Raw genomic sequence first — 26,976 nt, 5'->3', positions numbered from 1 at the left:
TACATATCTAACTTAATTACATAAATCAACTAAATTAAAAGCCACAATATTATTTTCTTCTAAAATTTTATTATATGTATCAACTAATTTATCGCTTTTTGAAATCTTTTAATAAATTGAAACCTACTGCACAGCATAAATTGAAAACAAAATGGCTGGCTATTTTCTCTTTTTTTCACATCAGTGGTTATTTGTCGCTCTGTTAAAATTTTTTCTATTTCCTTAACTATAGTATGGGTATTTACTTGAAAATAAAATTCAATTAGAGGAACAAAAACTAGAATATTTAAAACAGCAAAAACCAATGGTTTATACAACAAATGTTCATCTAACGATTCAAAACAAAAACAGCACGACTCTACTCATTGAGTTGGTGCTGTTACTGTTTTTTGAAAAACCCATTAACTTAATGGTTCGGTTCAGAGAAATTAATTGTGAAAAATCCGCCACTATTTATGGTAAGGTTTCACCGTTAAAATTCTAAAGGAGGTTTTATTTAGACTTGAATTCCAAATATTTGTAGTTTATATTTTGTACTTTATTTATTTCAAAAAGATATTTTTTAACTTCATTTAAATTGGTTGTTGAACCTTTAAAGTTAGGGTTTCCTATCGGTGATTTATTGATAAAATCTAATAATTCCTCAATAAATCCTTCTTCACTATAATCGATCTTAAAATAATGCCATAAGGTTGCATAAACTATAGCTAATCCAATACTAAATTTATTTAATTTCAATTCATCGTCTTTTAAAATTCGAGGTGAAAAAGGATATTCCAAATACTCCGAGGTTTTAATGATAAAATCATTAAATAAATTAAATTCGTTAATTAGTCCATCTAAATTTTCATCATTACCATTTTTGAATAAATAAGATTTTTTTTGCAAGAAATTTTTAGAAATATCACTCGCATTTCTAACATCAATTAATCCATTTTCAATTATATTTAAGATTACACATACTTCCTGATGATTTCTTTGCTTGTTATTTCTTGAGGGAGTAATATTATAAATTCCGCATAATTTATTTTCACCGATGTCTATATTACTATCATCATTAATCAGGACATTTATGAACTGGGTTATATACTTATTAGTTTCAGAGAAATATGTTACCATTTCGATTTCTTGTGCTTCCAGTTTTTTCGTATTCGTATTATATCTTTTAAATAATTCAATTTCCTCCTCAACTGTATTAAAATTTTCAAATTCTAAAATAGAAAGATTACTTGAAAGAATTTTGATTTTATCTTCTATTTCTAAGTCTGCAAATTTTTTATTGTTATAATCTTCCTTTATTTCTAAATTTTTTAGAGCAAATTCATTATTTACAAATCTATAGATAGCGTTCAATCTATGTTGACCATCCATTACATGTCTAATTCGTAGTTGATTTTTGTTATTTGCAACTAGAAAAACTTCTGGAATCGGAATCCCCATTAATAGGGATTCAATGATACTACCCTCTTCTTTCATAGTTGATTTATATACCCTTTGATAATCAGGACTAATTAGAATACCGTTTATATAATCCATCAAATTATATGTATCATTTTCTTTTAATTTTAAAAACTGCTCTCCTTTTTCAATAAACTTTACCATATCCTGAACAGAAATTTCTTTTCTTGTATATCTTAAAGAATCAAAAAACGTTTTTTCTTGTTTCGTCATCTCCCTTTCCCTCCTTGCATAATTTCATAATTGAATCTAATAGATTTCACTAAATTATCCTTATCTGGATAAATACTTTCAAACGTTATTCCTAAGGTAAATAACTCTTTAAGAATTTCTTCTTTACATGATTTATTTATTATTGCAATCCCACATTTGTCTTTTAAATTTTCTATTAAATCTTTATTTTCATCTAAATAATCTTGTTGAGATACTCTTAAAAAACAGCCTTTTTGAAAATGAATACGTTCATTAATATTTGGTAATTTAATAAAATACGAACAAGAATTATATCTTGATAAATATTCTCTCTCTCCTTGTAATTGTAAATTTATTAATTTTTCATCTTTATTCACAGATTGTTTATTAAAAGCAGCTGAATCTATAAAAAATACAATTGAATGATTATCTTTATAATTATAATCTTCAATAGCGAACAGTAAGGAAATAATATGTGCTTCTGTAAAATCTAAGTACTCTGTAGGTAAACCAAAATGTTGACCTTCTGCTCTAAGCTCTTCATCTGATTTAATTCCAAAATCTTTAGAATAATAAGCTATTCTTTGTTTAAAAGTTTGTTCATATCCTTTTGCATGAACATCTTGTCGTTTATTATATATACGATATAATGAAGGTGATAAATAGAAACTACAATCTTTCTGCCCCCTAGAAACCAACCCATTACTTAAATTTATTTCCAATTCATTTATAAATTGTGTGTACTCACTTAATGAATTTATCAGCTTTACATTTTCACTATTCTCTATTGAATACTTTTGTCTAATCGTCTCCTCCACACTAGCTTCATTCCAAATATTATTTTTCTCCATTTCATCAATTTTTGTTTTTAATTCCTGTATTTCAATATTCATTTTTCCATTTTGAAATTCAAAACCAATATTTATTAAATCGCTTAACTTTAGATTTTTATATGTATCTAATTCTAAAAGTTTAATAATATCTATCTGTTCTTCATCTGATTTACCTTCTATATAATCGATTCCTTCAAGTAGATAGATTATATTATCTAATAAGGTACGATTTTTATCATTAATTAATATTTCATCATATTGATTTTCTAATATATCTTTCTTAAATTCTTTTTCAATTTGTAATAGCTCTTCTCTATACTTTTGATATATATGTAAGTAATATTTAGGTTCACTTTCTAATATTTCATTTTTCATTATTTGCTCTTTAAAAATTGAAAAACTCGTTAAATCCATATACTCACCCCTAATTTAGTTATCAACTATTCTGAATATAATTTATCTATTATCAAATTATATATTAAAAATAAAAGAAAATCCTCAAAGAAAACATCTTCAAAGATTTTCCCTCATTTACTTATGATACGGTTCACCATAATATTGGATAGGGTAAAAAATCAAATCTAATACTACCCAGCCACTCATCAATTAGGTTCCCGCCTTAGGCGTCTTAAAGGATTAGGCTGTGACGTTTCCGAGGCCAGCGTCATTGCTTTTTTTATTAAAACGAAGGCAAAATAAAAAACCCTAATTTAATTAAGGTTTTTCACTATGGTGGTTTTCTATGGTGGTTTTATTAAAAATTTAATTTAAGCAGTTCGTTTTTCGACTTCTTCCAATCATCAGCACTTATGTTAGGAACCCATCCACGTTCCTGAAGAATAACTAGACTTTCATAAGTGTGTCGATACTCATAGGAATAAGGGTTTAAAATTATTAATTGAAATATTTTCATCCTCCACTTATTTGGTATCTTCGACCATTGAAAGTATTTATCCACAATGTTCTCAATCCTTTTAATATTCTTATCCACGCAATTCATAAAATTAGAAATCTGTTCTTCATTCAAGTAGTTGTATATGTCGGGAAAATTTAGGGAACCTACAGGCCAGTCATTATACTGAAGTTCTCCCTTTTTTTCTCCCTCTTTCATTTGAAAGTTAGCTACATGCACAAGTTTCGTATAATCACTTAAGATACGTTGTACCCGCTTATAACTGTCATGTTTTATAGGATTGTACTTATAGTCATATACTCTAGCCCTAATATAGTCGGCATCCACTAATTTAGCCCATAAAGTTCGATGATTCCCATCATGAGATACGTAATATTCATCAAACTCATCATAGTAATTTAATTCTACTGCTGGGAAGGTGCTACTTCCAAAACCTTCTCTAAACTCGTTTAAAGTCGTAGATTGTAGTCTCTTATGATTTTCTTCCACTCGATTACCATCAATATTTCCAACTTTCCTTAGAGCATGGTCCCACCATGAAAAACCAGGTTCTCCCCTTGACAATCCTTTGATTTTGTTAACAGAGACAACTCGATATTCTCGCTGAGCCATGCCGTCAAAAAAATAATAAAATGGTGTATCACTTATTAATGTGTCATTTTTCAAAAAAGATAAATGTTCCTTACTAACCCCGGCGTTAATCAGAGTCTTCTCAATATCCATTTTAGCTCCCCCATTCCCACTATCTCCCTGAATATTTCGATAATTAAATTATATAACATAATTATCCAGGTACACATCAGACTAGAATGTGCAGGAAAATAAAATGAGAATTTTATTATGAATTTAAACCTAATAGTGCATTCAAATAACAATACAAATAAAACTCGAATAATTACACCTTGTCAGAATATGTATTTAATTGTAAATTTATATATAGTAAGAAATAATAGGGGAATGATAATATGAATATTATATCAAGTTTTTTTAATCAGGGTTGGGTTGGGTCGGGTCGCTTATTGGTATATTAGGTGTACTAATAGCTATATACACCTATAAAAAAGCAAACATAGGCCCAAGATTAGTTTACCAATTGGATTCACTAAAAATAATTGGGAATAATGAAATAACACCAGAGGAAATTGAAATTTATTATAAAGGTATAAAGGTTCCAAGAATCATAAAAACAACTATAATAATTTGGAATTCTGGAACAAAAACAATACACGGCCAAAACATAGTTAAAAATGATCCAATACGCTTAGAGTTTAATGAAAAAGAAGAAATTATAGGGGCTACTATTTTAAAAAGAACTAAAGAAGTTAATCAATTTGAGTTAACAACTAACATTGATGAAAGAAATATATTAAATATGAATTTTGAATACCTTGACCCAAAAGATGGTGTAACTATCGAAATTTTACATACTGATTTTAAAAGATACCCAAAATTTAAAGGTAACATAAAGGGAATGCCCAAAGGGGCAATTAATTGGGGCACTAAGTCGAATAGTAGTTTATTATTTTCACAAAGATTTGTTGGAAAAATGATTTTGTCTAAAAAAGTATTATTATATTTATTTCTAATTTTCGGTCTTGGAGCAATAGCGTTTAGTGTAATAGTACCAAATTTTTTTCCTGGGTTTGCAAAGGAATTGACTACCCCCCTAATATCTCCAAAAGTTTCTCTTTTTACAGCTTTCTTTATTGTGGGAATTTTTTATTCAATTTTACCCTTAGGTACAATTTGGGTTACAAGAAGAAAATATCCTAAATCATTAAATATTGAAAAACTTGAAAATGATATGCAAGGAGGTAAAACCTCAAGGCTTCAAGAATTTACAAATGAATTGCATGACTAAGGCAATAAATAATCTTTGGCTTAAACAATGTCTTCCCATTCGGGAGGGCATTTTTTACTACTTATTCTCAGAAAAATGGGTTAGACTTACTTTAGTCTTGCAACTGTTATAAATAAAGAATCAGTTTTAGAAACTGGATCTGTGCTTTTTCTTTTTAGGAATAAATTATTCCTCTAAAATAAAATATTGATTTTATATATTAAAAAATCGGACATTAAGATGCCCGATCTTTTTATTCTGTTTCTTCTTCATAAAAGAACTTAATAAATCTTATACCAAAATTACTTAATCTAAATTTGTCCATATTTGTTTCTAATTTTACAGGTGCTAGAGGTTGCCATTGATGTGGTAAGCTACTTTGCGTATAATCTCTTCCAGAAAATTCATTTACTGGTTCCTTCATATATTCTAAAATTCCTAGCCTAAATAACTTATTATCCATGTACCGTTCAATATCTTCCTTTTCACTGTCATCCTCAGTGTCTTCTTTGCTTAATTGAATATTTGATTCCATCTTTTCATGTACAACATATTTTTCAGTAAGATGAACAATTTCACTTAATCTCATTTCAGCCAATACATCATAGTAATTAAATACCTTATCTAAATCTAAAATGTCGTTTTCAATTATATATTCGAAACCGTTTAAAATAATCTTTATCTTTTCTTCTTGTTCATCATTAATTATTCTATTAAGAACAATTGAAAAAACTTCTTGCTTAAAAAACAACTCATTTTCACTTGCTGCTAATTTTTCAATGATGTTAGATATTTGACCGTTATGTTTACTTAGTTCTTGATTAATTTTTCTAAATCGTAAATAATTCAATCCTGAGCTTACATAAGGAAGTATACCTCCTCCAATTTCAACTGTAGCCCTCACAGGCTCCTGAAGTGAGTTAGGTAACATTCCATACATTTTATCAATTAGCTGATTTATGTCCATTTGTAGGACCTCCAATATAAAAAATTACATTATTTCCAATTTATTATACAATTATGTTACTAATACGAAAAGGTCGGGCCTATACACCTTCTGAGTAATAAAAGTAAAAAGGACCAGGTCCTTTTTGTATTTAGTAATAAAATAGGAATTTCATTATCCTTCTTCAAAGGGTGCTTGAGTTGAAGAAGAAAATATAATATATACAAAATCAGCACGGTCATTCGATTGTGTTGATTTATTTTCGTTCAATAAAAACCGTACTAAATACGGTGCAATTTAAGGTGTAATTTCCCCAACTTTTTAAGTTTTGTACTTCAAAAAAGAACCCGTTAATTATAGGTATGCTTGCTTTTGGACTTACGTTTGGGAAGAAAATCGTTCATAAAATTGAAGCCTATATGAAAGTGAAGTATGATTAAGAAAAACAATAGAGTGGGGTTATAAAGGTGTTAGAAGAACCAATATTAAAAAACGATATTGATATAAGAAAAAGTATGATTCAATTATTTAATTCATCCAAGTATCGTGATTTAAAGTTGTTTTATGAACAAAAAGGTATATTTGATATTCTTGGAATTATGCGAAATGAAAATGTGCATAGTAATTTCATTGCTTGGCTTTTAGACCCTTATGAACATCATGGGTTAAACGAATATGGATTAAGAAAATTTCTAGAAGCACTAATTTTGGTTAGCAATGACTGCGCTTACGCAAAAAAAAATCCTAATTTGTTTCCTGATGAGTTGATTGACGGAATCATTACAGGAAATTATAAGGTAAAAAATGTTCAAATTGAAAGAGAAAAAGTAATTACTAAATCAAGACGAATTGATATATTCCTAGACATAACTTTAGTTTTTTTTAGTGAAAGTTACGACGAAACCAACATAAAGATAGTACTTGAAAATAAGGTTAAATCAAAGGAACAGGACGACCAAACAAATTACTATTATGAATGGGCTATTGAACAATTTGCTTCATCTTCAAAAAATATTTTTGTTTTTCTGAGTCCTATCTCAAATAATGAACTTTTACAGTTAGAGGAACAGCAATGTGCCAATAAACAATACATTCAATTGAATTATCAATATTTAGTAGATTATGTGATTGAGCCTTGTAAAAAACAGCAATTAACTCTAGAGGCTAGTGCGCTAATTAACAATTATTTAAGGTGTTTAAGTTACCCTTCAATTGATGAAAATGGAAAGGCAGGATTAGTAATGGCAATAAGTGAACGTGAACGTAAATTATTGATAGACTTTTGGGATTCGAATAGACCGCTTCTTTTGGCAATGTTAAATGTATTAAAAGAGGATGAAAATATTGATGAAGACGAAAGAAATAAAATGGAATCAATGATTGATACTTTTTCCACTAAATATAAGAAAGACTTTACAAAATATGTTTTCAATGGAAAAGAATATGGAAAAGGGAGACTTGTTTTGGCCGTAGTAACTGACTATGTGAAAACAAACAATCCAAGTTTGGAAGATTTAAAAAGTGTATTTGAGGATAGTCTGAAAGAGGGTAAACAAGGTGTGGTTCAAACATTAGAAGTGGCTGACAAAAACGGTGGCTCACGAAGATATTTTATGAGTCCGAATGAAATTCTTACAACACGTGATGGTATAAAAGTTGCAGTATGTTCTCAATGGGGGATCGGTAATATTGAAAATTTTATTTCTAAAGCAAAAACATTAGGATATTCAATTTCGAAATAAGCTTAATGGTAATCATAAAAATAACCTTTTCTTAAATTAAAAGGTTATTTTTATGATATTTTAGGATTTCAACATAGCATTCCTAGTATAGTATTGCTTCTAGAATTACTTTCTATTATTCTTTGCTTATCTTTTGTAAACGGGTGATTAAAAGCGGAAGAGCATTTTTTTGCCAAAACTCTACACTAATACCCCCACCAGACATACCCCCGTGGTCGTATTTTTCTACCCAGAAATCAGATTCTGACTTCAATGAGTGATTTGTGAGTTCATGAAAAAACTTTTCAAAATGGTGGATAAAACAAGTTTTCGAACAAGGTAATGGAATCGTGGTGAAAACCTGTTGAAGTTCATCCCATAAATAAGGATCACCTCTAAGTCCCCATCTTTCAGGCTTTTTCTCAAAAATCTTGGATACTGACGGTTTCATAATCATGCCCCTAATCCTTTTTGCTACAATTATACCCCAAATGAGATTGTGAAGGGTTACACTTAAAGTAACGGGTGTTTTAGTTGAAAAAGCGAAAAGGACCTAAATGGTGCTTTTTGTATTTGGTTATAATATAAAAATTTCATAATAAAAGTCTCAGAATTGCTTATTTCTTCTTTTGCAATGGAATTAGTACATTTTTCTCATTTTAATGAATATTTCCTATTGATAGACATTTTTAAGTGTTTTCCCCTAATGAAAGATACTACATATAGACAATTTTTCAGTTATTTTTCGGAATTGAATCAAATTTAAACTGAATAATAGATAATATCAAAACCTCTTCGTCGATTCAACACACGCCCCCGTAGAAGAGTACATTCTCCTCATATTTTAGATACGATCATATAAGATAATTTATCAATTGAGATAGTTTATTTTATGTTCGCAACAAGTTGCTCACAGCTATCATTTAATTTTTTATTTTAGAAGTTATTTATCATATGAGTAATTAGATAATTTTTTTATTTAATTTTTTATTTATTTGTTTATTTAAAGATTATATTGCCTATATACACCCCAAGTATCCAACATTTGGAGATACATCAGAAGATGTACTGTTAACTTCACTTGAGGCCTTGTTAACAAACAATTATTAAAATTGTTCTCCCCGGGTTATTTTTGATTTAAGTGAGAAGTACCTGTCAGAAAAAACTCACCCTCGAAGATACTTAAGAATCAAGTATCTACTGCTGATTTCATTCAATCTTGCGTCGGCTCAGCTCACCTTGGAGTTTTTTCTGGTAAAACTCTCAGCTTCTAAAACCATCTTATTCACTTATGGAGATATTATATCCGGTCACGGAAAAACGTAAATAGAACTTTAAAAAAAGTTTTAACTTTTATAGATTCAATGAAAGTTTTTATTCATAAATAAAAAAGACGATACAGATGAAAACCGCATCGTTGACCCAATGTATAAAATCTTGCATATTGAGTTTTAGTTTGAGGGATAGCAAACATTGATTCTATCAATCCATCAATTTCGACAAAAGAATATTTTGCGTATTAATCCTGCATACAGTATTCATTAGTGGTGGCAGCTGCTCAGTTAGTGAGGAAAACTGTGGAGGAAAACCTCACCTTGATAACATGCCCTCTATAAAGCATATGAGTCAATTTCTTCACTTATTCTTCATCATCCAAATCAACTCGTGAATTCTGGGATTGTTGAAATGTCGATAAAATAACTCATGCAGCAACTACCACCGTTCATCGTTTTCCATGTTCTCAATCACTTCTTAAATTTCATCAGATGTCATTTTAACTGTCATTTTCCAAACAATCTCCTGAAGAATCCTTTTTTCTCTTTTGAAGCAGCAATTTCTTTCATAATTTCTTCGAACATATGGTCAGTTTTTTGATAAACTTTCTGAAATTCATCATTTATTATTTTAGATTCTACCAATTTTCTAGAGGCCTTCTGTTCTTCCTTTATTTCTTGAAGTTCCTTTTTAGTTTCTTGAAGTTCTATGTTGTGTTCTTCCATCAAGTGCGAGTGTCGTTCTTCATATTCTTCAAGCTTTTTTAACACGAACGACTCCCGTTCTACATACCTCTTCTCTGATTCTTCAAACTTTTTCAACCAAAGTGAGCTGACTTCTTGGACTATCATTTTTGAGATAGCTTCGTAGTCAAATTGGTTATTTTGAGGAACGGGTCTGGTTCTATCCTGTTCTACTGGAGCGAGTGTCGTTCTATCTCGTTCATCCTTTTGTTGTTCTCCTTGAACGGTGGTCGTTCTACCTTGTTTAATAGCAATCTTAGCAGCAGCAATTGTAGATTTTCTTTCTAAACGAATAGCATTCTTCATCCTTAGAAGAACGTCAATATCATGCATTACAAAGGCTCTGCTTTCCTGATCGCCTTTAACAAAATGGTAACCTTGTTTTTCAAGAGCTATGCTCCATTTTCGAAGAGTGCTATCACCTATTTCAAGCATATATGCGACCTCGTTCGTCCAATAAGCGCGCTCGTTCTCTTCCAACGTTCTCACCTCGTTCAATGCTCGTTCTACCTTATAAATACGACATTTTACTATGAATTCCCTCTATTTCGTTTAGCCAATTGTAGTAAGGAATTCCAAAGTATGTTCTATTAACGTCGTGAGTTGAGAGAATTTTCTGTTTTTTGAATACGCTTAATTAAGAACGTAGTATTTCTTCGTATAGTTGGTGAATGTATTTGAAGACATTATGCTTCCTCCTTTAAAGGTAAGTACCCTAACACATATAAATAATGTTTTTCTCAATTTTCTTAAAAAGAAAAGGTTTTAAATCATCGCATATACTGTTAAGATTTACCCTAAAATTAAAAGGATAAAAAATCCAATATATGTATGATTATGGACCATACCTTACTACCTTTTGGTTAAAATTATCTACTCCAGTCATTTTGCCAATTCATCATTGATGTTTTTATGAAATTAATTAGGTCCTCTTCTAAGTCGTCTAATTTTTTTCGTGTATCAATTTTTCTATGTTCTTCAATTCTATTCAATTGATCTTGCAGTTTTTCCATAGCTTGATTCTGCTGAGACACCAATTGTTTCAAATAATTAATTTCCTTTACCATTAATGTTAATTTAAGAGAAACATCATTAGTACTGTAAATTCCTTTTTCCTTTAGAAGTTGCTCTACTGCTTTAGACACACTCATTCCGGGCTCATTCTTCAATTGGAGCAAATTGCGAAATAACTGAACTTCATAATCAGTGAACATGATTTGTCCTTGTTGGCAACGTTTGAACCTGTAACCATGTTGCTGAATTAATAAATAATATTTCTTTACGGTTGATGGAGACATTCCAAGTGAATTAGCAATATCATCAACTTTTTTATAAACTTCCATAACATTCTTCCCCCAATCAAAATGGTTTAAACTATTAAACTATCGATTCTCTAACCTGTTGTATAAATGTTGTCATAATTTTAAATCTAAGGACAAAAACAATAGATATAATATAAATTATTATCCCTTATATTTCTGAGTCCCAGAATGAATCCTGGAGCTTCTGAGAGCCATTCTAGTAATCTAGCCAATTGTAAAAATAAAGGTCATTAATTACTTCTAAATTTAGCCAGCATTTCATCAATTTCAGCTTTTTTACGATCAAGCTCTTCCTGACTCATTGTAGGCTGTTTGGCAACTTCATCATCTTCATAGAACCAATCTGGTAGCATTTCTTTTCTGGTGACTTTCTTATGATTTGGTTTCCATCTTTTTAGTTTGTACTCAAGAATTCCTTTGTACTGATTAATATTATCAATCGTTAAGGAGCTATCATTTAGTATTTGCTGCTTAATTTCTTCGAAAGGTCCATGAGGGTACTTATTCCTTAATTGATTATCGATAAATTTACTTTTACTAGTAGTTAGAGGTATATTTATAGTATTTTTATAAGTATTTTTTAAAGTATTTTTTATAGTTATATTATAATGCTCATCAATATGTCCTTCGTTATGCTCTTTTCTATGCTCTTCAATGTGTTCATATGTCTGTTCTATTGAATACTCTTTAACCTGTTCTTTTGCTTCAGCTAATGGTTCAATGATATAGATATTTGCTGATTTTTTGTTATTTTTTCTTCTACCCTCATTTACTGTCAATACACAAATTTTTGAAAGAAGAGCAAAAAATCTTCTTACTGATGAAAGGCTTATTTCCATATCAAATCTTTCTTTAAACATTTTAATGAACTTGCCATAAGAGACAGAAAAGACTCCTTGAGCCTTTTCAGCCAAATCAGCAACTAAATAAGCTTCCCTAATTTGTAAGTCCGTAAGTTCCCAACGATCTTTAATTGCTTGAATAAACGCATCTTTGTCGTATACGCCTTTACTGTATTTTACTAACTCTTCTGGCTTTCCGTTTAATAACATCTTCATCTTCTCCTTGAAATACAAGGAAAATCATCTTATAATTGAAATGACGATTCCTTGTGAATTGTTATTAGAGACTTGTCCTAGAGTTCCAGCTCTACGATGGACAAGTTTTTGTTTATAATTATATTTTAACACTTTAAAGCACTAAAGTACAATATTAATTACCATTTTATGGAACTATATTTCTAGCTTGTCTATTGCGCTGTACTTCTTAGCTTTTTCTTCCAAATCATTCCCCCATAAAGCTACATATTTTTTTGTTACTGATAAATCACTATGGCCCAACAATGCTGCCAATGAAAATGCATCCATACCAGCTAATATCGAACGTTTCGCATATGTATGGCGTAGGATATGAGGGCTAAACTGTTTTTCTAATCCTACTTCTGATTTGTACTTTTCAAATCTTGTCTGAATACTTCTGGGTCTTAAGGATTCATTATCTCTGTTAATGAATAAATACTCGTGGGCCAATTTCCCTCTAAGTTTTATATAATTTTCCAGATATGCTTGGACTTTCTTTGATGGATAAACTACCCTTTCAATCATATTTTTAGTGTTCCTAATAATCAGCTTATTCTTCCTAACATCTTCTACCTTAATTCCTACTGATTCTGATAGTCTAATTCCAGTGTCAAGCATTACTAAAAAAATGACTAAGTCTCTTTCTCCAATAAAGCTCTTTTGTTTTTTCATAAATTTAGTTAAGCTAATAATTTCATCATCTTCCAATGTTTCAATTACTCTCCGACGATCTCGAAGCTGCTGAATATTTTTCATTGGATTTGGTGTGACAGCTCTAATTCGATATAAATAATTGAAGAATGCACTAAGAGCTCTGATTCTTGTGTTAATGCTGACAATTTTAATTTCTTCCTTCAAATGAAGAATCAATTTTTCAATATCTTGCTTTTTAAGCTCGATAATCTCTTTATCAATTTCCATTTCTATAAGAGATTTTTTTACTGCTTTAAACTCATTTTTATAAAACTCCATTGTTGAAGGTCTTAGATTTTTAAGTTGGCATTCTCTCTCGAATTTTGAAAAAGCTTCTTCATCGGTTAATTTCTTTCTAACAATCTTTACCTCTTCTTCTGATAAAGCTCCCCTTCTTGCCATAATTTTCACTCCTAAGCGTAAGATTTAGCGCGCACGATTTTAGGGGTTTTGAATCTTATGCCAATTAAACAAAAAAAGACTTCCAACAAATGTTGAAAGCCTTGATAAATAAGGATTCTTACCTTATTTTCTATACCGGTGGTCGGGGTCGAACCGACACTCCAGAGGAACACGATTTTGAGTCGTGCGCGTCTGCCAATTCCGCCACACCGGCAAATTTATAAATTATTAAAGATTAAGTGGCAGGGGTAGTAGGAATTGAACCCACACCAAAGGTTTTGGAGACCTTCGTTCTACCTTTAAACTATACCCCTATAAATGGTGGAGGGGGACGGATTCGAACCGCCGAACCCGGAGGGAGCGGATTTACAGTCCGCCGCGTTTAGCCACTTCGCTACCCCTCCACATATAAAGAAAAAAATAATGGCGGAGGAAGAGGGATTCGAACCCCCGCGCGGTTTAACCCGCCTGTCGGTTTTCAAGACCGATCCCTTCAGCCGGACTTGGGTATTCCTCCATTATTTTCAAAAAAATTTGGTAGCGGCGGAGGGGATCGAACCCCCGACCTTACGGGTATGAACCGTACGCTCTAGCCAGCTGAGCTACACCGCCAAATGTAAGATTAAATTATGGTGGAGCCTAGCGGGATCGAACCGCTGACCTCCTGCGTGCAAAGCAGGCGCTCTCCCAGCTGAGCTAAGGCCCCATAACAAATGTTTTAAAAATGGTCGGGAAGACAGGATTCGAACCTGCGACCCCTTGGTCCCAAACCAAGTGCTCTACCAAGCTGAGCTACTTCCCGTTTATAGTGGCGCGCCCGAAAGGAGTCGAACCCATAACCTTCTGATCCGTAGTCAGACGCTCTATCCAATTGAGCTACGGGCGCATATTCTTATTTTGCTATCGCAAAAACTTTGGTGCCGAGGACCGGAATCGAACCGGTACGGTAGTCACCTACCGCAGGATTTTAAGTCCTGTGCGTCTGCCAGTTCCGCCACCCCGGCAATACTTGGAGCGGAAGACGGGATTCGAACCCGCGACCCCCACCTTGGCAAGGTGGTGTTCTACCACTGAACTACTTCCGCATCATGGTAAGTTATTTTGCTATCGCAAAAAACTTTGGTGCGGGTGAAGGGAGTCGAACCCCCACGCCTTGCGGCGCCAGATCCTAAGTCTGGTGCGTCTGCCAATTCCGCCACACCCGCATATTAAATCAATTTACTTGCTCATTTCTACTTTATCGCATCAGCGACAAAATCTATAATACTACGTATTCCGGCAAAATTCAACATCTTTTTTTGAATTATTTTTTCAGAAATAACTGGAAGTAGTTTTAGTTTTTTAACCTCTCAAAATAAATACGAAACCATTTTTAAATAACCTCATCTATAATTGGATATTTCCTCGTCATACACCCACAGATAACACATAATTGAAGTGGGAGAATTTCCTCACCGGGTGAACGCATTCGTGTAATCAGACATAATATATAACGTTAACGAAAATTTCTTTTCACCGCGTCTATTCTACAACTGTAAAAATTGTTATGCCAACGTTGATTTTTTAAACATGCAGCCTTACCGATTTCTTCAAATTATTATTCAGTATTTTTCTCATGTTAATTTCCCATTAATAAAAATGGTTTAGACTGGATTTTTATGGGTAAAAATATTTTAGTACACATGGTCATAAAATATGGAAAGGAGATGTTCTTACTGTGAGTATGAATCTATATAAAAAAGAGGATGAAAAAGGAATAGTCGGTTCCAGTGAGCAAGAACAGTGGGAAAACTCTAATCAAGATGAGAGACTACCTGAATTTGATGTAATTGGTACCGCCCTTAATGACATTTAACATTTTCCTCAAGAAAACGTAAAAAACCTTTGCATGAAGAGCCACTTACCTCTTCGATGCAAAGGTTTTTTTCATACCCTTTTCATTGCCTTTAGAACCATTGCTTCCCCTTGAAATGAAATAATTCGATCGTCCTTAATAACAATCCTAAATTTATCTTTGACCTTTTGGGGTGCAGCAAGAATGTAGTGGATCAATTTGTCTTTATCCGCTTCCGATAAATTCATCCGACTGCACCATGGATCAAATTGAAAAATTTTATCAAAACGATACCAAGCTATAATTTCAAAACCGGCTAATTCCAGCATTCGAAGCCATTCTGTTTTTTTCCAAGCACGGAAATGGCTATAATCTCTTATTTTTTCGATGGTATTATAAAAATGATCCAATTCATCATCTTCAGGAGTTACATTGTCATCAAGCAAAAATTGACCATTCGCTGCAAGTACGCGATGGACCTCTGCAATAAATTTTTTTACATTCGGAAAATGATGTGGTGCAATGCGGCAAGTTACAATATCAAAGGAAACATCCGGAAATTGAAGCTTTTCCGCATCACCTATAACAAAATCGACGTTTTGATGGCCGTTTTCAGTTATAAATTTTTCAGCAGCTACAACCATTTCTTGTGTCAAATCAACAGCAGTCACTTTATTTACGAACGGTGCAAAGGCGTTAGCCGTATGTCCGCCTCCTGTTGCCACATCAAGCAGATGTTCCTGTCCATGAATTGTCGCCAATTCCAGTAGCTTTTGCAGGTCTTTGCCTTCTTTATGAATGGTGCTTGAAACATACGATTCAGCACTTTTACCAAACTGCTTTTGAACGTCTTTTTTAATATCCATATCCATCCTCCCGTTATCGTTTTATATAAAATAACTATAAAACAGAACCTCGATAATGAAAATTTCGAGTTTTTTATGAGAGATGATAAGAAAAATTTAACTTATTTCAAGTAATACAGGGCAATGGTCACTTCCCATTATTTCAGAATGAATATTGGCATCGACCAGACGATCTTTTAAAGAAGCTGAAACAATAAAATAATCAATCCGCCATCCAATATTCTTTTCCCTTACTTTGCTCATATATGACCACCAGGTGTAAGATCCTTCCTGATCAGGATAAAAATGACGGAAGCTATCGATAAAACCCGCATCCAGTAATATACTCATTTTTCCTCGTTCTTCCTCTGTGAAACCGGAGTTGCCCTGATTTGACTTTGGATTTCTTAAGTCAATTTCTTGGTGAGCAACATTCAAGTCCCCGCATAGGATTACCGGCTTTAAAGTATCTAATTCTTTTAGATGAGCAAAAATTCGCTCCTCCCAATCCAATCGGAAACTAAGCCTTGCCAAATCTCTTTGTGAGTTTGGTGTATAAACATTTACTAGAAAAAAGGCTTCAAACTCTAATGTAAGGATTCTTCCTTCAGCTTCTGAATCATCCGTACCTAACCCATACCTCACAGACAATGGTTCGTTTTTAGTAAAAACAGCTGTACCGGAATAGCCTTTTTTAACAGCGTAATTCCAGTATTGGTGGTATCCTTCCAATTCAAGAGAAATTTGTCCCTCCTGTAGTTTCGTTTCCTGCACACAGAATATATCGGCATTTACCTCATTAAAATAATCCAAAAATCCCTTTTTTACACAAGCCCGAAGGCCGTTAACATTCCAAGAAACAAATTTCATAATAAAATTCCTTCTCCCTTACACCTACATTGTTATCTATTTTTTCATTTTGTCTTAATCACATCATATTGGCAATGGAAAATTTCATAAAAAAAACCGGAATTCAGGATTCCGGCTTTTCAATGGAAATAGGGTGGGAAATTTTTATTAGGTAATTTTTCTGAAAATAGCTGGGAGACCGGAACAATTTTTATGTTTCGTCTTTTAAATTCCTCTATCGATTCAAAAACACCAATTGAACATACTTTTCCAGTTACCCCAACATGGCCGATGGCAATGCCCTGGCCTTTAATTTCGGTTACTTTTGCCAGCCGAACCATTTGTTTTCTTACATGGGAGGAAGAAGAAATATCATCAAGAAATACATCCCTTTTTAACAGGGGTACTCCCAGTTCTTTTGCGATTTCCGGAAATTTTGTACCCGGGCTCGTCCCGCTATCGATAATAAATAGGTTTCTTTCCTTTGCTACCTGTACAATCGTCCGGACAATCTGTTCGTTTTCCACTGCAAGTGAACCCATATGATTATTGAGTCCAACCGCATATGGCACGCTATCGATTGCTTCCTCGACCCGTTGCCTTACTTCTTTAAGAGTCAAATCGACAGTAATCGGTTTTGGTCCCAGCCAGGATCTTTTTCCTCTTTTCGGCTCCATCGGCAAATGTACCATTACTTCAAAACCGTTTTTATGAGCCCATTCCGCATGTTCTTTCGATGATGGTGTAAACGGCATAACGGCTGCAGTAATGGGAATATCCCCCTCTAAAAAGTCTCTTACACCACCGGTGCCTCCCCCAAAATCATCAATAATAATGGCAGCTTTCAGTTCTTTTGGTCCATTGTTTTCAGCTTTGGCAGTGATTTGAAACGAAAAAAACAGGAAAGGGATAAGTATTAAAGCAAACTTTTTCATATTAACCCCCAAAATAAACATTTTTTTTAATTTGCCCTTCTGGGGGGAAAAAAATTCTTTTGAGAACAAAAAGAGAGCTAACCACGGATTAGCTCTCTAAATCTTACTTATTCAGCATCATAAACCTTTACTTCTTTCATTATGTCGCCATTACGCATCGCTTTTGCCGTTTCCAAACCGGATGTTACTTGACCGAAAACAGTGTGAACACCGTTAAGATGCGGTTGTGATTCGTGTACGATAAAGAATTGGCTTCCACCTGTGTTTTTGCCTGCATGTGCCATTGATAATGCACCGGGAACATGCTTGTGAGGGTTTCCTTCTGTTTCACATTTAATCGTGTAACCAGGTCCGCCAGTCCCACGGCCCTCAGGGCATCCGCCTTGGCTTACAAAACCAGGTATAACCCGATGAAACGTAAGACCATTGTAAAAACCTTTGTTCGCTAAGGTTTCAAAATTTTCAACCGTGCCGGGTGCTTCATTTGGATATAAATCAAATTCGATTTTTTCTCCGTTTTCCATTAAAAAATGTCCTTTTTTTGCCACTTCAAACACTCCTTTATGTAAAAAATCATTTTTATCATACACTTTTCAAAAAAGAAAAGAAAGTCTGGAGCAATTGTTACTGTTATAATTAATTATAAAATGTGTTAAAATATAAATACCCCTCCCAACATTCGCTTGTTGCGGGACACTTAACCACTGTACGGATGGGAGGGGAAGCACCAAGGTGTCGCAGTGCGATCACCGCAAAAGCCAAGACGAGTCTTGGCTTTTGTTTTTTATCTCTTTTTCTTTTCCAACCATTGATGAAACAGGTAAATAATCGTTAAGAATAATAAGTAACCCGCAAATGTATAGATGTGTTTCCAATCGGGTGAATGGACAAACAAGCCGCAGACTTCTGCAAATTTTTCAAAAATTGGCATTAAGAGGCTTAGAAAAATAATGAGGCCTGCTTTTCCCCATGAATTTACCCGTGTCATGTAATGGAGAAAAACCATCACAAAAATAGGGAGCCCAAGAAAAGTAAATATAATATTGACTGAAAAGAATTCCGGAAAGGGTCTAAAGGGAAACTCATAAAGCTGTGATTTAACAAAATAATGATCTAAAAACGTTCCAATTACAGAAGCTAGTATCATTGCCGGAATAAAATCTTTATTCCAAAATGGAAATCGCTTTTTTTGCAAGTGCCGCAAGCTCGAGTCGTTCAAGTGTTTTGCAGTATTCATTCTTAATCTCCCCATCAAAAATTTCATTATCTAAGGCTAAATAACCGACTACCTGATCGTCTTCAAACCAATCTCCTTTCTCTGCTTCTTCATGGTTTACATTTTTCCAAGCACTTTCCAGGTCAGGACTATAAATTCTTCTTGCTCCTGTCCTGAGCTGGCATGATTTCAAACGGAGCTGATAGGCAAACCCGGGAATTCCTTCATTAACATTGTTAAAAATATGAGGCCAATAATCCTTTCTTGAACCGGTATGCGGGTGGTGCTTCGCCCAATCAATTACCAGCTCCAAGCGATCTTTATTCTGAAACAGCACGGCATACAGTCTTTTTCCTAAAAGAATCCGCTCATGTAACGAATCAAACTGGTGGAGTGTTTGCCCGATCAAGTTTTTTTTTGCATATGGAAAAAGAATATGATTAAAGGAAAGAAGGTCCTGGAGCTTAAACTCCAATTTACCAAATACTTCTTTTTTATAACGCGGATTTTGGACCACTCTTTTTTCCAGATAGCTTTGTTCATTAATGATAAGCGCCATGGTGAGAACATAGGTATCATGACTCTTCCAGAAGAAACGCCAAATCGTTTCCATAAAAACGGATATATTTAAATATGAAAATAGATGGAAATAAGGTTTGTGTCGTTTTAAACTTTCTTCATAAATCAAGAATTGTGGATACGCATCTTGGAAAATTAACCAGTTGCCTCGTTCCAAAAAAGCAAAAAAGGCGTTTCTTTCTTTACCGGGTAATAATCTTGTTAGAAACTCTCCTTTTAAATCGGTCATGTTCCAGCCGCCATTACGAGAGACCATATGTCCTAAAAAGGCCCAATGGATTTCGGGGTGTTGTTGGTAAAAATCGAAATAAGCCTTCGTCCTTGTTACATTGTTTTTATTCATTTCTCTCGTTTTCAAACCGATTTTTTCCAAAATGATTTTTTCTTCCTTTGTTACGAGTCCTTCTTGAAGGGAAGTCCCACTTGCAGCCTTACTTTTTTTCTTTAATTCTTCCTTTAGACTTTCCAGCGGAGTTTTATCTCGTGTTCTCATAAAAAAAATGGCACATGACCTCCCTCACGAATTCTCCTTGCACCAAGGGAATATGTATAGATGAGAACGGTATTTGGGAGAGGAGAGGACTAAGAATGAGCAGTACAAAAAAAGGCATCGATGGGATTATTGAAATACTTAGGAAAGATCAATCTCCCGACGGCTCATGGAATTATCCATTTGAAACCGGATTATCAACAGATGCTTATATGATCATTTTATTACGGTCATTGGAATTAAATGATGAAGAATTAATCAAAGGTCTTGCGTCAAGGATTTTAAGCAGACAGGAAAAAAATGGCGCTTGGAAGCTTTATTTCGATGAGGGTGATGGGAATTTATCTTCTACTGTAGAAGCCTATTATGCATTGCTTTATTCAGGCTATTACACAAAAGACGATAAACGAATGCGTGCAGCGAAAAAATTCATTTTAGCAAATGGCGGTTTGGAAGAAGCTAGTATGTTTACAAAAATCATGCTCTCTTTAACGGGACAATATAAATGGCCTTCCTATTCCCCCCTTCCCATTGAAGTGATTCTTTTGCCGCTGCACTTCCCAATTAATTTTTATAAGTTTTCGGTATTTGGGAGAGCGAACCTTGCTCCGATTATGATTCTTTCTGAAAAAAAATTTACGATAAGGACTGATCGAAGTCCGGACCTATCCGATTTGCAAACACATCGAGATGTTGATGAATCATGGTTTCGTCAGCCTGAACTGCGGTCTTTATTTTCATTTATTGAAGAGGGAGTAAAAAACTTAATGGGCTTACCTGAACAGCTTCATAAAATGGCGCTTGATCGTGCAAAAAAGTATATACTCGATCATCTTGAAGCTGACGGAACTTTTTATAGCTATTTTAGCTCAACCTTCTTAATGATTTTTGCTCTATTAGCGCTGGGCTATAAAAAGGACGATCCCATTATTACAAATGCAATAGATGGAATTCTTGCAATGAAGTGCGAAATCAATGGATTGCCCCATATGCAGTACACTACAGCGAATGTGTGGAATACTTCCATGATTAGCTATGTGCTGCAATCAGCGGGGGTATTCTCTGAAGATTCCATGGTAGAAAAGGCAAATCAATATTTGCTAGGAAAACAGCATCATAAATTCGGAGATTGGGTGATTCATAATCCTAAAATTTTGCCCGGCGGATGGGGATTTTCTAATATCAATACAATTAATCCCGACGTTGACGATACGACTGCATCGCTAAGATCCATTTCCGGAATGTCTTTAGAACAGCTCCAAGCTTGGGAACGAGGTATTAGCTGGGTTTTTTCAATGCAGAATGAAGATGGCGGCTGGCCTTCCTTTGAAAGAAACGCCGATACCAAACTAATCGATTTTTTACCGATCGAAAAAGGTGAGTTTTTGTTATCAGATCCTTCTACCGCCGATTTAACCGGAAGAACTCTTGAGTTTTTTGGAAATTATACAAATCTATCGAGGAATCACGAGACACTAAAAAAAGGTGTTAAATGGCTATTGAAAAATCAAGAAAAGGATGGCTCCTGGTACGGAAGATGGGGTATTTGTTATCTTTATGGAACTTGGGGGGCCATTACCGGGTTAGCAGCTGTCGGAGTTCCAACCGGTCATCCTTCCGTCCGGCTTGCGGTAAATTGGTTACGGAGAATTCAAAACGAGGATGGCGGTTGGGGTGAGTCCTGCAAGAGCGATAGTAAAAAAAACTACGTCCCTTTGGGCGCCAGCACTGTAACCCAAACCTCTTGGGCACTCGATGCCTTGATTACAGCTGCGGATAAGCCAACAGCAGAAATCCGAAAGGGAATTTCTTATTTGCTCGCATCACTTGAAAAAGAGGATTGGACCATTTCCTACCCGAAAGGACAAGGTATGGGCGGAGCCTTTTATATTCACTATCATAGCTATCGCTATATGTTTCCACTGTTAGCCCTCTCACATTACCGAAAGAAATTTGAGATAACCTAAAAGTAAAAACATCGACGGCCATGGATTTTCCGTCGATGTTTTTATTTAGCTATCAGCATGGCTAATTGTTTGTAAATATCAATAATTTCATCGATTTTCATTCTGACCAGCCCGCTTGATGATGGAGCAACAAAATCAATCGTACCAGGGACAACCGATTCCTTTTGCCTTCCCCAAGGAACTGCTTTTTTCCCGCTATATTCTTGAAAAACACCTTTTCCAACAAAACAAACTACCTTTGGCTTTAATTTTTCAATTTTCTTTTTTAAAACTTTCCTGCCCTCTTGGTATTCTGATTTTGTAATTTCATCTGCGGCTTTTGTCGGTCTTGGGACAATATTCGTGATTCCCAGCCCCAAATCGATTAGCTTTTCATCCTCCGAAGCCTGATATTTTCGCGGCGTTAATCCCGCTTCATGAAGAATCCTCCAAAAACGATTGTTCGGATTAGCAAAATGATGCCCTGTTTCACTCGAGCGGATACTCGGATTAAAGCCAACAAATAAAATTTGCAGATTTTCTTTAACATGATCGCTGACTGGTTTCATGAAAACCTCCAAGTTTTATTACAAATTTAGATGGTTTCATTTTACCATATCAAAATAGATATCTTATTTGAATTATTTTATATGAACCTGAATACTGCGAAAAGAGGTAATAAGACTGGCGAGTAAACCTACAATAGAGATAATTAATAACGAATAAAACAGTTTCGCATCTTGCAGGAGAAGTAAACCCGTCATAATTACCACCATGTCGAGCGCAAAAATGATCACCCCTACATTTACCTTGGACCATTTTGACAGTAATAGGGCAAGCAAATCCATTCCACCTGGGCTAATATGATTCCTTAACATAACTCCGACGCCAATACCAATCATAATCGCACCTACTATCACACTGCTCATGATTGGTAAATGAATCGTCCCATTTAAGGGCATAAATAACTCAATCATAATTCCGGAAATGATCGCACCACTTAACCCATTCATAAAATACATTGGATCCGCCTTAAAGGCGAACATGTATACAGGAATATTTAGAAATATAAAGATGAGGCCTGCTTTAAATCCCCATAAATAGTTTAGTATTAGGCTTATGCCTAAAAAACCTCCATTAATTAAGTGAAATGGAATAATAAAACCGTTAATTCCGATTCCAATCATCGTACTGCCGAATCCGATTACTGCTATTTTTTTTAACATGTTCTTCATCCCTTGTCCAATTTCTTTATTACCACTTATATGATGGAATATGTGAATTCATTCAAACATAAAAAAATGAACCAGAGCATCTTTCTCTGATTCATTAAGCCGTCTTAATCTCCAAACTACTTATTTAATTGCTTAATGAATTCTTTCATAAAGCCAGGGAGATCCGGCCATGCATGACCGGAAACAAGATTTCCTTGTACATGTAAATGATTATCTATATATTTTGCCCCTGCAGCTTCCACATCCGGTTTGCAGGCGATATAAGCTGTTAATTCTCTTCCTTCTAAATATTGACGAACAGTTGTTAATATGAGACTTGCGTGACAAATGGCGGCAACGGGTTTATTCGCTAAAAAAAAATGAGAGACTATTCTTGGGACATTTTCATTTAAACGAATGTATTCCGGTGCTCTCCCTCCAGGGATAATCAACCCATCGTATTCTTCCGGATTTACATCTTCAAACGATAGGTTTGCATCAATTAAATATCCTTTACTTTCTGTATAAGTATCCCAGCCGATAAAATCATGAACAACAGTTTGCAGTTTCTTTTTTGATGGAGCGGCAATATTTACATCATAGCCTTCTTCCAGGCAGCGAAAATATGGGTAATAAATTTCTAATGCCTCAACTGCATCTCCAGCCAAGAGTAGTACTTTTTTGAACATGATTCAGTTTCCCTCCTATATAAATAAGGCTTTTACCTTTATTTATATATTCCAAAAACCCCCTTTTATTCGAATTACATTAATGTAAATGCCAAAAATTCAACCCCAATGTACCAAGACATTCAGGATCCTATTTTGTTCAAAAATGTTAACCAAATATTAACATTTCAATCAGCCTCATCCTAATATACCGCTATATAATAATAATGAGAGCAAAATATTATTCTGTAAAGGTGACAGGGATATTAACGATTTGCTCCAAAGCAGTAGATTCATAGCTCAATCCCTCTTCCAATAGGTCAGAAACTTTCATTTTTAATTACAAAGAAAGGTGATGGGCATATGCAAAAAGAGTTGATGTTCGAGGATATTCAAGTCGGAGATACGGCTGTTTTTTCCAAAACCATTTCTGAATTTGATATCTATCAATTTGCAGGCCTAACGGGTGATTTCAACCCAATGCATATTGATCATGAGTTTGCCAAACAAACCATTTTTAAGGAAAGGATTTCCCATGGACTTTTAACGGGGAGTTTTATCTCAACCGTTCTTGGAATGAAACTACCCGGCCCGAACTCAATCTATTTATCCCAAAGTTTCAAGTTTACCGCTCCTGTCAAAATAGGTGATACGATCAAGGTTATCGTAGAAGTAGTGGGAAAAAGGGATGATAAAAAAATCATTCAATTAAAAACGCAGGTATGGAATCAACGTCAGGAAATAGTCCTCGATGGGGAAGCCGCAGTCATGAAAAAATACTAAGAAAAGTGAATGGAACTAAGATGGAGAATTCATTCAATCATTAGTTAAGTAAAAAAAGAAGCAGCCGGAAGATGTATTAGCCCTCATTCATGATGGAGATAATCTTATCCTTACTATAACAACAAAAGATCACACGATATTTCCTATGTGAAAATGCCGTGTGATTCTCCTTGTAATTTTAATGTTTGCACCTCTGATGTGAACCCGTTACAAAAAACGCCCAGCCTTTTTTGTCTAGTGAATATCCGATAACTTATACTCCTTTTTTAAGCAGCTTCTGTTCGCTTTATTCTTGCTATCCGCAATAGTTTTACCAACGAAAGAAAAATAGTTAAAAAAGGTAATATCCATAAAAACATCGCATACGGAAGATACTTTAACAATGGGATTCCGATGATAGTGCTGCACATGATAGAAAGTACGCTCCAAGGCACCATCCCTGGAAAAAGCATTGTAGTATCTCCCATCACTCTCGCTAATTCTTCCTTCCTATAATTACTTGACCAATATGGCAGAAAGGATCTCCCTGTTAAAATAATCGGAAGGGTCTGGTTGGCCGCAATGAAGCTGATCAATAAAGTAGCAGCAATCGTTTTAAGGGTATCACCTATTAATGAACGAGAGGATTGAAGCCATTTATCCAAATAAGGCTGAATGACATTCAACTCCTCCAATAAACCATTATAGGCACCAGCCAATGCTAAAAAGAGCAATAGCTCATACATGTGAACCAGCCCTCCTCCAATTCCATTAATTCCGTTCCAGAAAGCACCTATTATTTTTGAAAGGGGTGAACCGTCAAGAAAAGCGATAACTGCAGCAGCTAGAATACTAGAAATAAAAGCGTAAATAATACTCATTCGGAAAATGACAAATAAAATTAAAATCAGCGGCGGAATAAATTTTATCCAAGAAAGCCGGCTCCAAAGTAAGGGCTCAGAATTTATTCTTGTTTGTCCGGAAATGAAAAAATCGGAAACGCCATAGAAGCAGAGGCAAATTGTTATCGCGATTACCGTTGTCAAAAGCATCGCTTTCCATTGTTTTTTCACAGGTACCTCAACGGTGTGTGATAAAAGTTGGTGCGAGCTGGAAAACGGCGACGTTCTGTCTCCGACAAACGCCCCTGAAACAAGAGCTCCGGCTACGATGTCTACAGGAAGATGGAGGACAACTGCCGTCCCCAAAATAGGAACACCTATTGCACTTAATGTCCCCACCGTTGTACCGAGGAGCATCGAAAAACAAAGCGCAACCATAAACGATAGAACAAAAAAATGCTGCGGAATAATAACATGCAAGGCCACTTTCACCATTTGGTCGATCGTACCTGACAAATACCAGGATGGGAGTAGAAAACTAACAAGAAAAAGAATGAGGATGACGATTCTTGTTTTATTTATTCCTATTAAACTAATATGTAAAAGTCTTTTCATCGTCATTTTTTTCGTTACCGAAAGATGAACCAGCACGAGAAAACCCGGAAGAAAACCGAGTACAAGCGGGTGATGAAAAATGACTGACCAAACGACCCCCGATAACGTAATAAGGATAAGAAAAAGGACCTGTTTAACTGAGAACTTATATGAATTCATTCAAGACCACCCTTAGCTTTAACAAACTTACCTAATTATAAGAGGAATTTCGGATTTCGAAAAGTACTAAGAGTCTATTTAGAAAAAATGGAGCCGCTATTACAGGCGGCTCGAACTATCCTAAAAGGTGTTATAAACATTTGCACAGGTTTCACCTGTTGGTTGATAAAAACAGTGTTTCTTATATCGTGAGACAAAAGGCTGGTCGTACCATTTTTGCGGGCAATCCCCTGGCGGCCTAAAATACCATAGACTGAATTTCGCAGGCCAATACCTTTCACCGTTTATTACTTTTCTTGCTAATCTTCTTTCTGATGATCTGGGGCTTTGATAAAAATACCCATGAATAACTGCTTCAAATGCATGAGGTTGATAGACCATCTGGGGAATAGTACGAAGACCTTTAAAATCTGAACAATTCGCACGAATCCGGTTTATTCCTACATTTCCAATAAGCAGCATTCCAAGAGTCCCTTCTCCTTCACCTTCCGCTCTAAGCAGCCGTGCCAATAAATCAATATCTGATTTCCTTGCCTTAACTACTGCCATCACGTCACCTCCATTGGTGTTCATCTACATCATATTCTCAAAAGCCGGAGTGTTGC

Annotated in this window: 25 protein-coding genes and 11 tRNA genes; 5 read left to right on the top strand and 31 right to left on the bottom strand. The window is 34.5% G+C overall.

Annotated features, from left to right (window positions below):
- Positions 1-492: 492 nt before the first annotated feature.
- From AC3ANV_RS10455 to AC3ANV_RS10445, 3 genes are all read right to left on the bottom strand, one after another.
- Positions 493-1,671, bottom strand: coding sequence for a DUF262 domain-containing protein (locus AC3ANV_RS10455; RefSeq protein WP_488313543.1), 1,179 nt, complete (start codon positions 1,669-1,671; stop codon positions 493-495).
- The gene (locus tag AC3ANV_RS10450) at positions 1,668-2,897 is read right to left on the bottom strand and encodes an FRG domain-containing protein (protein WP_488313542.1); all 1,230 of its coding nucleotides are present in this window, start codon (positions 2,895-2,897) and stop codon (positions 1,668-1,670) included. Before AC3ANV_RS10450 ends, AC3ANV_RS10455 begins: the two co-directional genes overlap by 4 nt.
- 340 nt (positions 2,898-3,237) lie before the next feature.
- Entirely contained in the window at positions 3,238-4,119 is an 882-nt protein-coding gene (locus tag AC3ANV_RS10445; RefSeq protein ID WP_488313541.1) for a hypothetical protein, read from the bottom strand.
- A gap of 370 nt (positions 4,120-4,489) precedes the next feature.
- Here AC3ANV_RS10445 and AC3ANV_RS10440 point away from each other — a divergent pair, with 370 nt between their 5' ends.
- Positions 4,490-5,257, top strand: coding sequence for a hypothetical protein (locus AC3ANV_RS10440; protein ID WP_488313540.1), 768 nt, complete (start codon positions 4,490-4,492; stop codon positions 5,255-5,257).
- A 232-nt stretch (positions 5,258-5,489) separates the two neighbouring features.
- On the opposite strand, the gene AC3ANV_RS10435 is transcribed toward AC3ANV_RS10440, so the two are convergent.
- Positions 5,490-6,203, bottom strand: a complete 714-nt coding sequence (locus AC3ANV_RS10435; protein ID WP_488313539.1) for a hypothetical protein — start codon at positions 6,201-6,203, stop codon at positions 5,490-5,492.
- Positions 6,204-6,649: 446 nt separating this feature from the next.
- Here AC3ANV_RS10435 and AC3ANV_RS10430 point away from each other — a divergent pair, with 446 nt between their 5' ends.
- Positions 6,650-7,924 (top strand): PDDEXK-like family protein, encoded by a 1,275-nt coding sequence (locus tag AC3ANV_RS10430; RefSeq protein WP_488313538.1) that lies wholly within the window; start codon positions 6,650-6,652, stop codon positions 7,922-7,924.
- 115 nt (positions 7,925-8,039) lie between these two features.
- Here AC3ANV_RS10430 and AC3ANV_RS10425 read toward each other — a convergent pair whose 3' ends face one another.
- From AC3ANV_RS10425 to AC3ANV_RS10350, 16 genes are all read right to left on the bottom strand, one after another.
- The gene (locus AC3ANV_RS10425) at positions 8,040-8,360 is read right to left on the bottom strand and encodes a hypothetical protein (RefSeq protein WP_488313537.1); all 321 of its coding nucleotides are present in this window, start codon (positions 8,358-8,360) and stop codon (positions 8,040-8,042) included.
- Positions 8,361-9,684: 1,324 nt separating this feature from the next.
- A complete protein-coding gene (locus AC3ANV_RS10420; RefSeq protein WP_488313536.1) occupies positions 9,685-10,401 on the bottom strand; it encodes a hypothetical protein in 717 nt (238 codons plus the stop codon).
- A 389-nt stretch (positions 10,402-10,790) separates the two neighbouring features.
- Positions 10,791-11,264 carry a hypothetical protein gene (locus tag AC3ANV_RS10415; RefSeq protein ID WP_488313535.1) on the bottom strand — a complete coding sequence of 158 codons (474 nt, stop codon included), beginning with the start codon at positions 11,262-11,264 and terminating at the stop codon, positions 10,791-10,793.
- 209 nt (positions 11,265-11,473) lie between these two features.
- The gene (locus AC3ANV_RS10410; RefSeq protein WP_488313534.1) at positions 11,474-12,295 is read right to left on the bottom strand and encodes a hypothetical protein; all 822 of its coding nucleotides are present in this window, start codon (positions 12,293-12,295) and stop codon (positions 11,474-11,476) included.
- 180 nt (positions 12,296-12,475) lie between these two features.
- A complete protein-coding gene (locus AC3ANV_RS10405) occupies positions 12,476-13,417 on the bottom strand; it encodes a tyrosine-type recombinase/integrase (protein WP_488313533.1) in 942 nt (313 codons plus the stop codon).
- A gap of 133 nt (positions 13,418-13,550) precedes the next feature.
- Positions 13,551-13,631 (bottom strand) — tRNA-Leu (locus AC3ANV_RS10400).
- Between the two features lie 26 nt (positions 13,632-13,657).
- Positions 13,658-13,731 (bottom strand) — tRNA-Trp (locus tag AC3ANV_RS10395).
- 5 nt (positions 13,732-13,736) lie between these two features.
- Positions 13,737-13,821: transfer RNA gene (locus AC3ANV_RS10390), tRNA-Tyr, on the bottom strand.
- A 20-nt stretch (positions 13,822-13,841) separates the two neighbouring features.
- Positions 13,842-13,934: transfer RNA gene (locus AC3ANV_RS10385), tRNA-Ser, on the bottom strand.
- Positions 13,935-13,952: 18 nt separating this feature from the next.
- A tRNA-Met gene (locus tag AC3ANV_RS10380) sits at positions 13,953-14,029 on the bottom strand.
- Positions 14,030-14,047: 18 nt separating this feature from the next.
- Positions 14,048-14,123: transfer RNA gene (locus tag AC3ANV_RS10375), tRNA-Ala, on the bottom strand.
- A 19-nt stretch (positions 14,124-14,142) separates the two neighbouring features.
- Positions 14,143-14,219: transfer RNA gene (locus tag AC3ANV_RS10370), tRNA-Pro, on the bottom strand.
- A 7-nt stretch (positions 14,220-14,226) separates the two neighbouring features.
- Positions 14,227-14,303, bottom strand: a tRNA-Arg gene (locus AC3ANV_RS10365).
- A 29-nt stretch (positions 14,304-14,332) separates the two neighbouring features.
- Positions 14,333-14,421: transfer RNA gene (locus AC3ANV_RS10360), tRNA-Leu, on the bottom strand.
- A gap of 6 nt (positions 14,422-14,427) precedes the next feature.
- Positions 14,428-14,502, bottom strand: a tRNA-Gly gene (locus AC3ANV_RS10355).
- Between the two features lie 35 nt (positions 14,503-14,537).
- Positions 14,538-14,622 (bottom strand) — tRNA-Leu (locus AC3ANV_RS10350).
- 512 nt (positions 14,623-15,134) lie between these two features.
- Here AC3ANV_RS10350 and AC3ANV_RS10345 point away from each other — a divergent pair.
- Positions 15,135-15,272, top strand: a complete 138-nt coding sequence (locus AC3ANV_RS10345; RefSeq protein ID WP_488313532.1) for a hypothetical protein — start codon at positions 15,135-15,137, stop codon at positions 15,270-15,272.
- A gap of 71 nt (positions 15,273-15,343) precedes the next feature.
- On the opposite strand, the gene AC3ANV_RS10340 is transcribed toward AC3ANV_RS10345, so the two are convergent.
- The 6 genes from AC3ANV_RS10340 to AC3ANV_RS10315 all read right to left on the bottom strand — a co-directional run bounded on the left by AC3ANV_RS10340 (position 15,344) and on the right by AC3ANV_RS10315 (position 20,168).
- The gene (locus AC3ANV_RS10340; RefSeq protein ID WP_488313531.1) at positions 15,344-16,117 is read right to left on the bottom strand and encodes a class I SAM-dependent methyltransferase; all 774 of its coding nucleotides are present in this window, start codon (positions 16,115-16,117) and stop codon (positions 15,344-15,346) included.
- A 96-nt stretch (positions 16,118-16,213) separates the two neighbouring features.
- The gene (locus AC3ANV_RS10335) at positions 16,214-16,966 is read right to left on the bottom strand and encodes an exodeoxyribonuclease III (protein ID WP_488313530.1); all 753 of its coding nucleotides are present in this window, start codon (positions 16,964-16,966) and stop codon (positions 16,214-16,216) included.
- Between the two features lie 119 nt (positions 16,967-17,085).
- Positions 17,086-17,880, bottom strand: a complete 795-nt coding sequence (locus tag AC3ANV_RS10330; protein WP_488313529.1) for a divergent polysaccharide deacetylase family protein — start codon at positions 17,878-17,880, stop codon at positions 17,086-17,088.
- 107 nt (positions 17,881-17,987) lie between these two features.
- On the bottom strand, positions 17,988-18,404 hold the full coding sequence (locus AC3ANV_RS10325; protein WP_307405166.1) for a peptidylprolyl isomerase: 417 nt from the start codon (positions 18,402-18,404) through the stop codon (positions 17,988-17,990).
- A 260-nt stretch (positions 18,405-18,664) separates the two neighbouring features.
- Positions 18,665-19,027 carry a CBO0543 family protein gene (locus tag AC3ANV_RS10320; RefSeq protein ID WP_488314179.1) on the bottom strand — a complete coding sequence of 121 codons (363 nt, stop codon included), beginning with the start codon at positions 19,025-19,027 and terminating at the stop codon, positions 18,665-18,667.
- A 16-nt stretch (positions 19,028-19,043) separates the two neighbouring features.
- Complete coding sequence (locus tag AC3ANV_RS10315) at positions 19,044-20,168, bottom strand: DUF2515 domain-containing protein (protein WP_488313528.1); 1,125 nt, start codon at positions 20,166-20,168, stop codon at positions 19,044-19,046.
- A 95-nt stretch (positions 20,169-20,263) separates the two neighbouring features.
- Here AC3ANV_RS10315 and shc point away from each other — a divergent pair, with 95 nt between their 5' ends.
- Positions 20,264-22,132 (top strand): squalene--hopene cyclase, encoded by a 1,869-nt coding sequence (shc, locus tag AC3ANV_RS10310; RefSeq protein WP_488313527.1) that lies wholly within the window; start codon positions 20,264-20,266, stop codon positions 22,130-22,132.
- Positions 22,133-22,173: 41 nt separating this feature from the next.
- Here shc and mug read toward each other — a convergent pair whose 3' ends face one another.
- From mug to AC3ANV_RS10295, 3 genes are all read right to left on the bottom strand, one after another.
- Positions 22,174-22,680 carry a G/U mismatch-specific DNA glycosylase gene (gene mug, locus AC3ANV_RS10305; RefSeq protein ID WP_488313526.1) on the bottom strand — a complete coding sequence of 169 codons (507 nt, stop codon included), beginning with the start codon at positions 22,678-22,680 and terminating at the stop codon, positions 22,174-22,176.
- 72 nt (positions 22,681-22,752) lie between these two features.
- Positions 22,753-23,337, bottom strand: a complete 585-nt coding sequence (locus AC3ANV_RS10300) for a YitT family protein (protein ID WP_488313525.1) — start codon at positions 23,335-23,337, stop codon at positions 22,753-22,755.
- A gap of 125 nt (positions 23,338-23,462) precedes the next feature.
- Positions 23,463-24,014, bottom strand: a complete 552-nt coding sequence (locus AC3ANV_RS10295) for a DJ-1/PfpI family protein (protein WP_488313524.1) — start codon at positions 24,012-24,014, stop codon at positions 23,463-23,465.
- 342 nt (positions 24,015-24,356) lie between these two features.
- Here AC3ANV_RS10295 and AC3ANV_RS10290 point away from each other — a divergent pair, with 342 nt between their 5' ends.
- A complete protein-coding gene (locus AC3ANV_RS10290) occupies positions 24,357-24,776 on the top strand; it encodes a MaoC family dehydratase (RefSeq protein WP_488313523.1) in 420 nt (139 codons plus the stop codon).
- Positions 24,777-25,042: 266 nt separating this feature from the next.
- On the opposite strand, the gene AC3ANV_RS10285 is transcribed toward AC3ANV_RS10290, so the two are convergent.
- Positions 25,043-26,371 carry a Na+/H+ antiporter NhaC family protein gene (locus AC3ANV_RS10285; protein ID WP_488313522.1) on the bottom strand — a complete coding sequence of 443 codons (1,329 nt, stop codon included), beginning with the start codon at positions 26,369-26,371 and terminating at the stop codon, positions 25,043-25,045.
- Between the two features lie 120 nt (positions 26,372-26,491).
- The gene (locus tag AC3ANV_RS10280; protein WP_488313521.1) at positions 26,492-26,920 is read right to left on the bottom strand and encodes a cell wall hydrolase; all 429 of its coding nucleotides are present in this window, start codon (positions 26,918-26,920) and stop codon (positions 26,492-26,494) included.
- Positions 26,921-26,976: the final 56 nt, after the last annotated feature.

It is taken from the genome of Neobacillus sp. DFD-2R (genome assembly GCF_057747865.1).
This window is presented reverse-complemented; position numbering and strand designations above follow the sequence as displayed.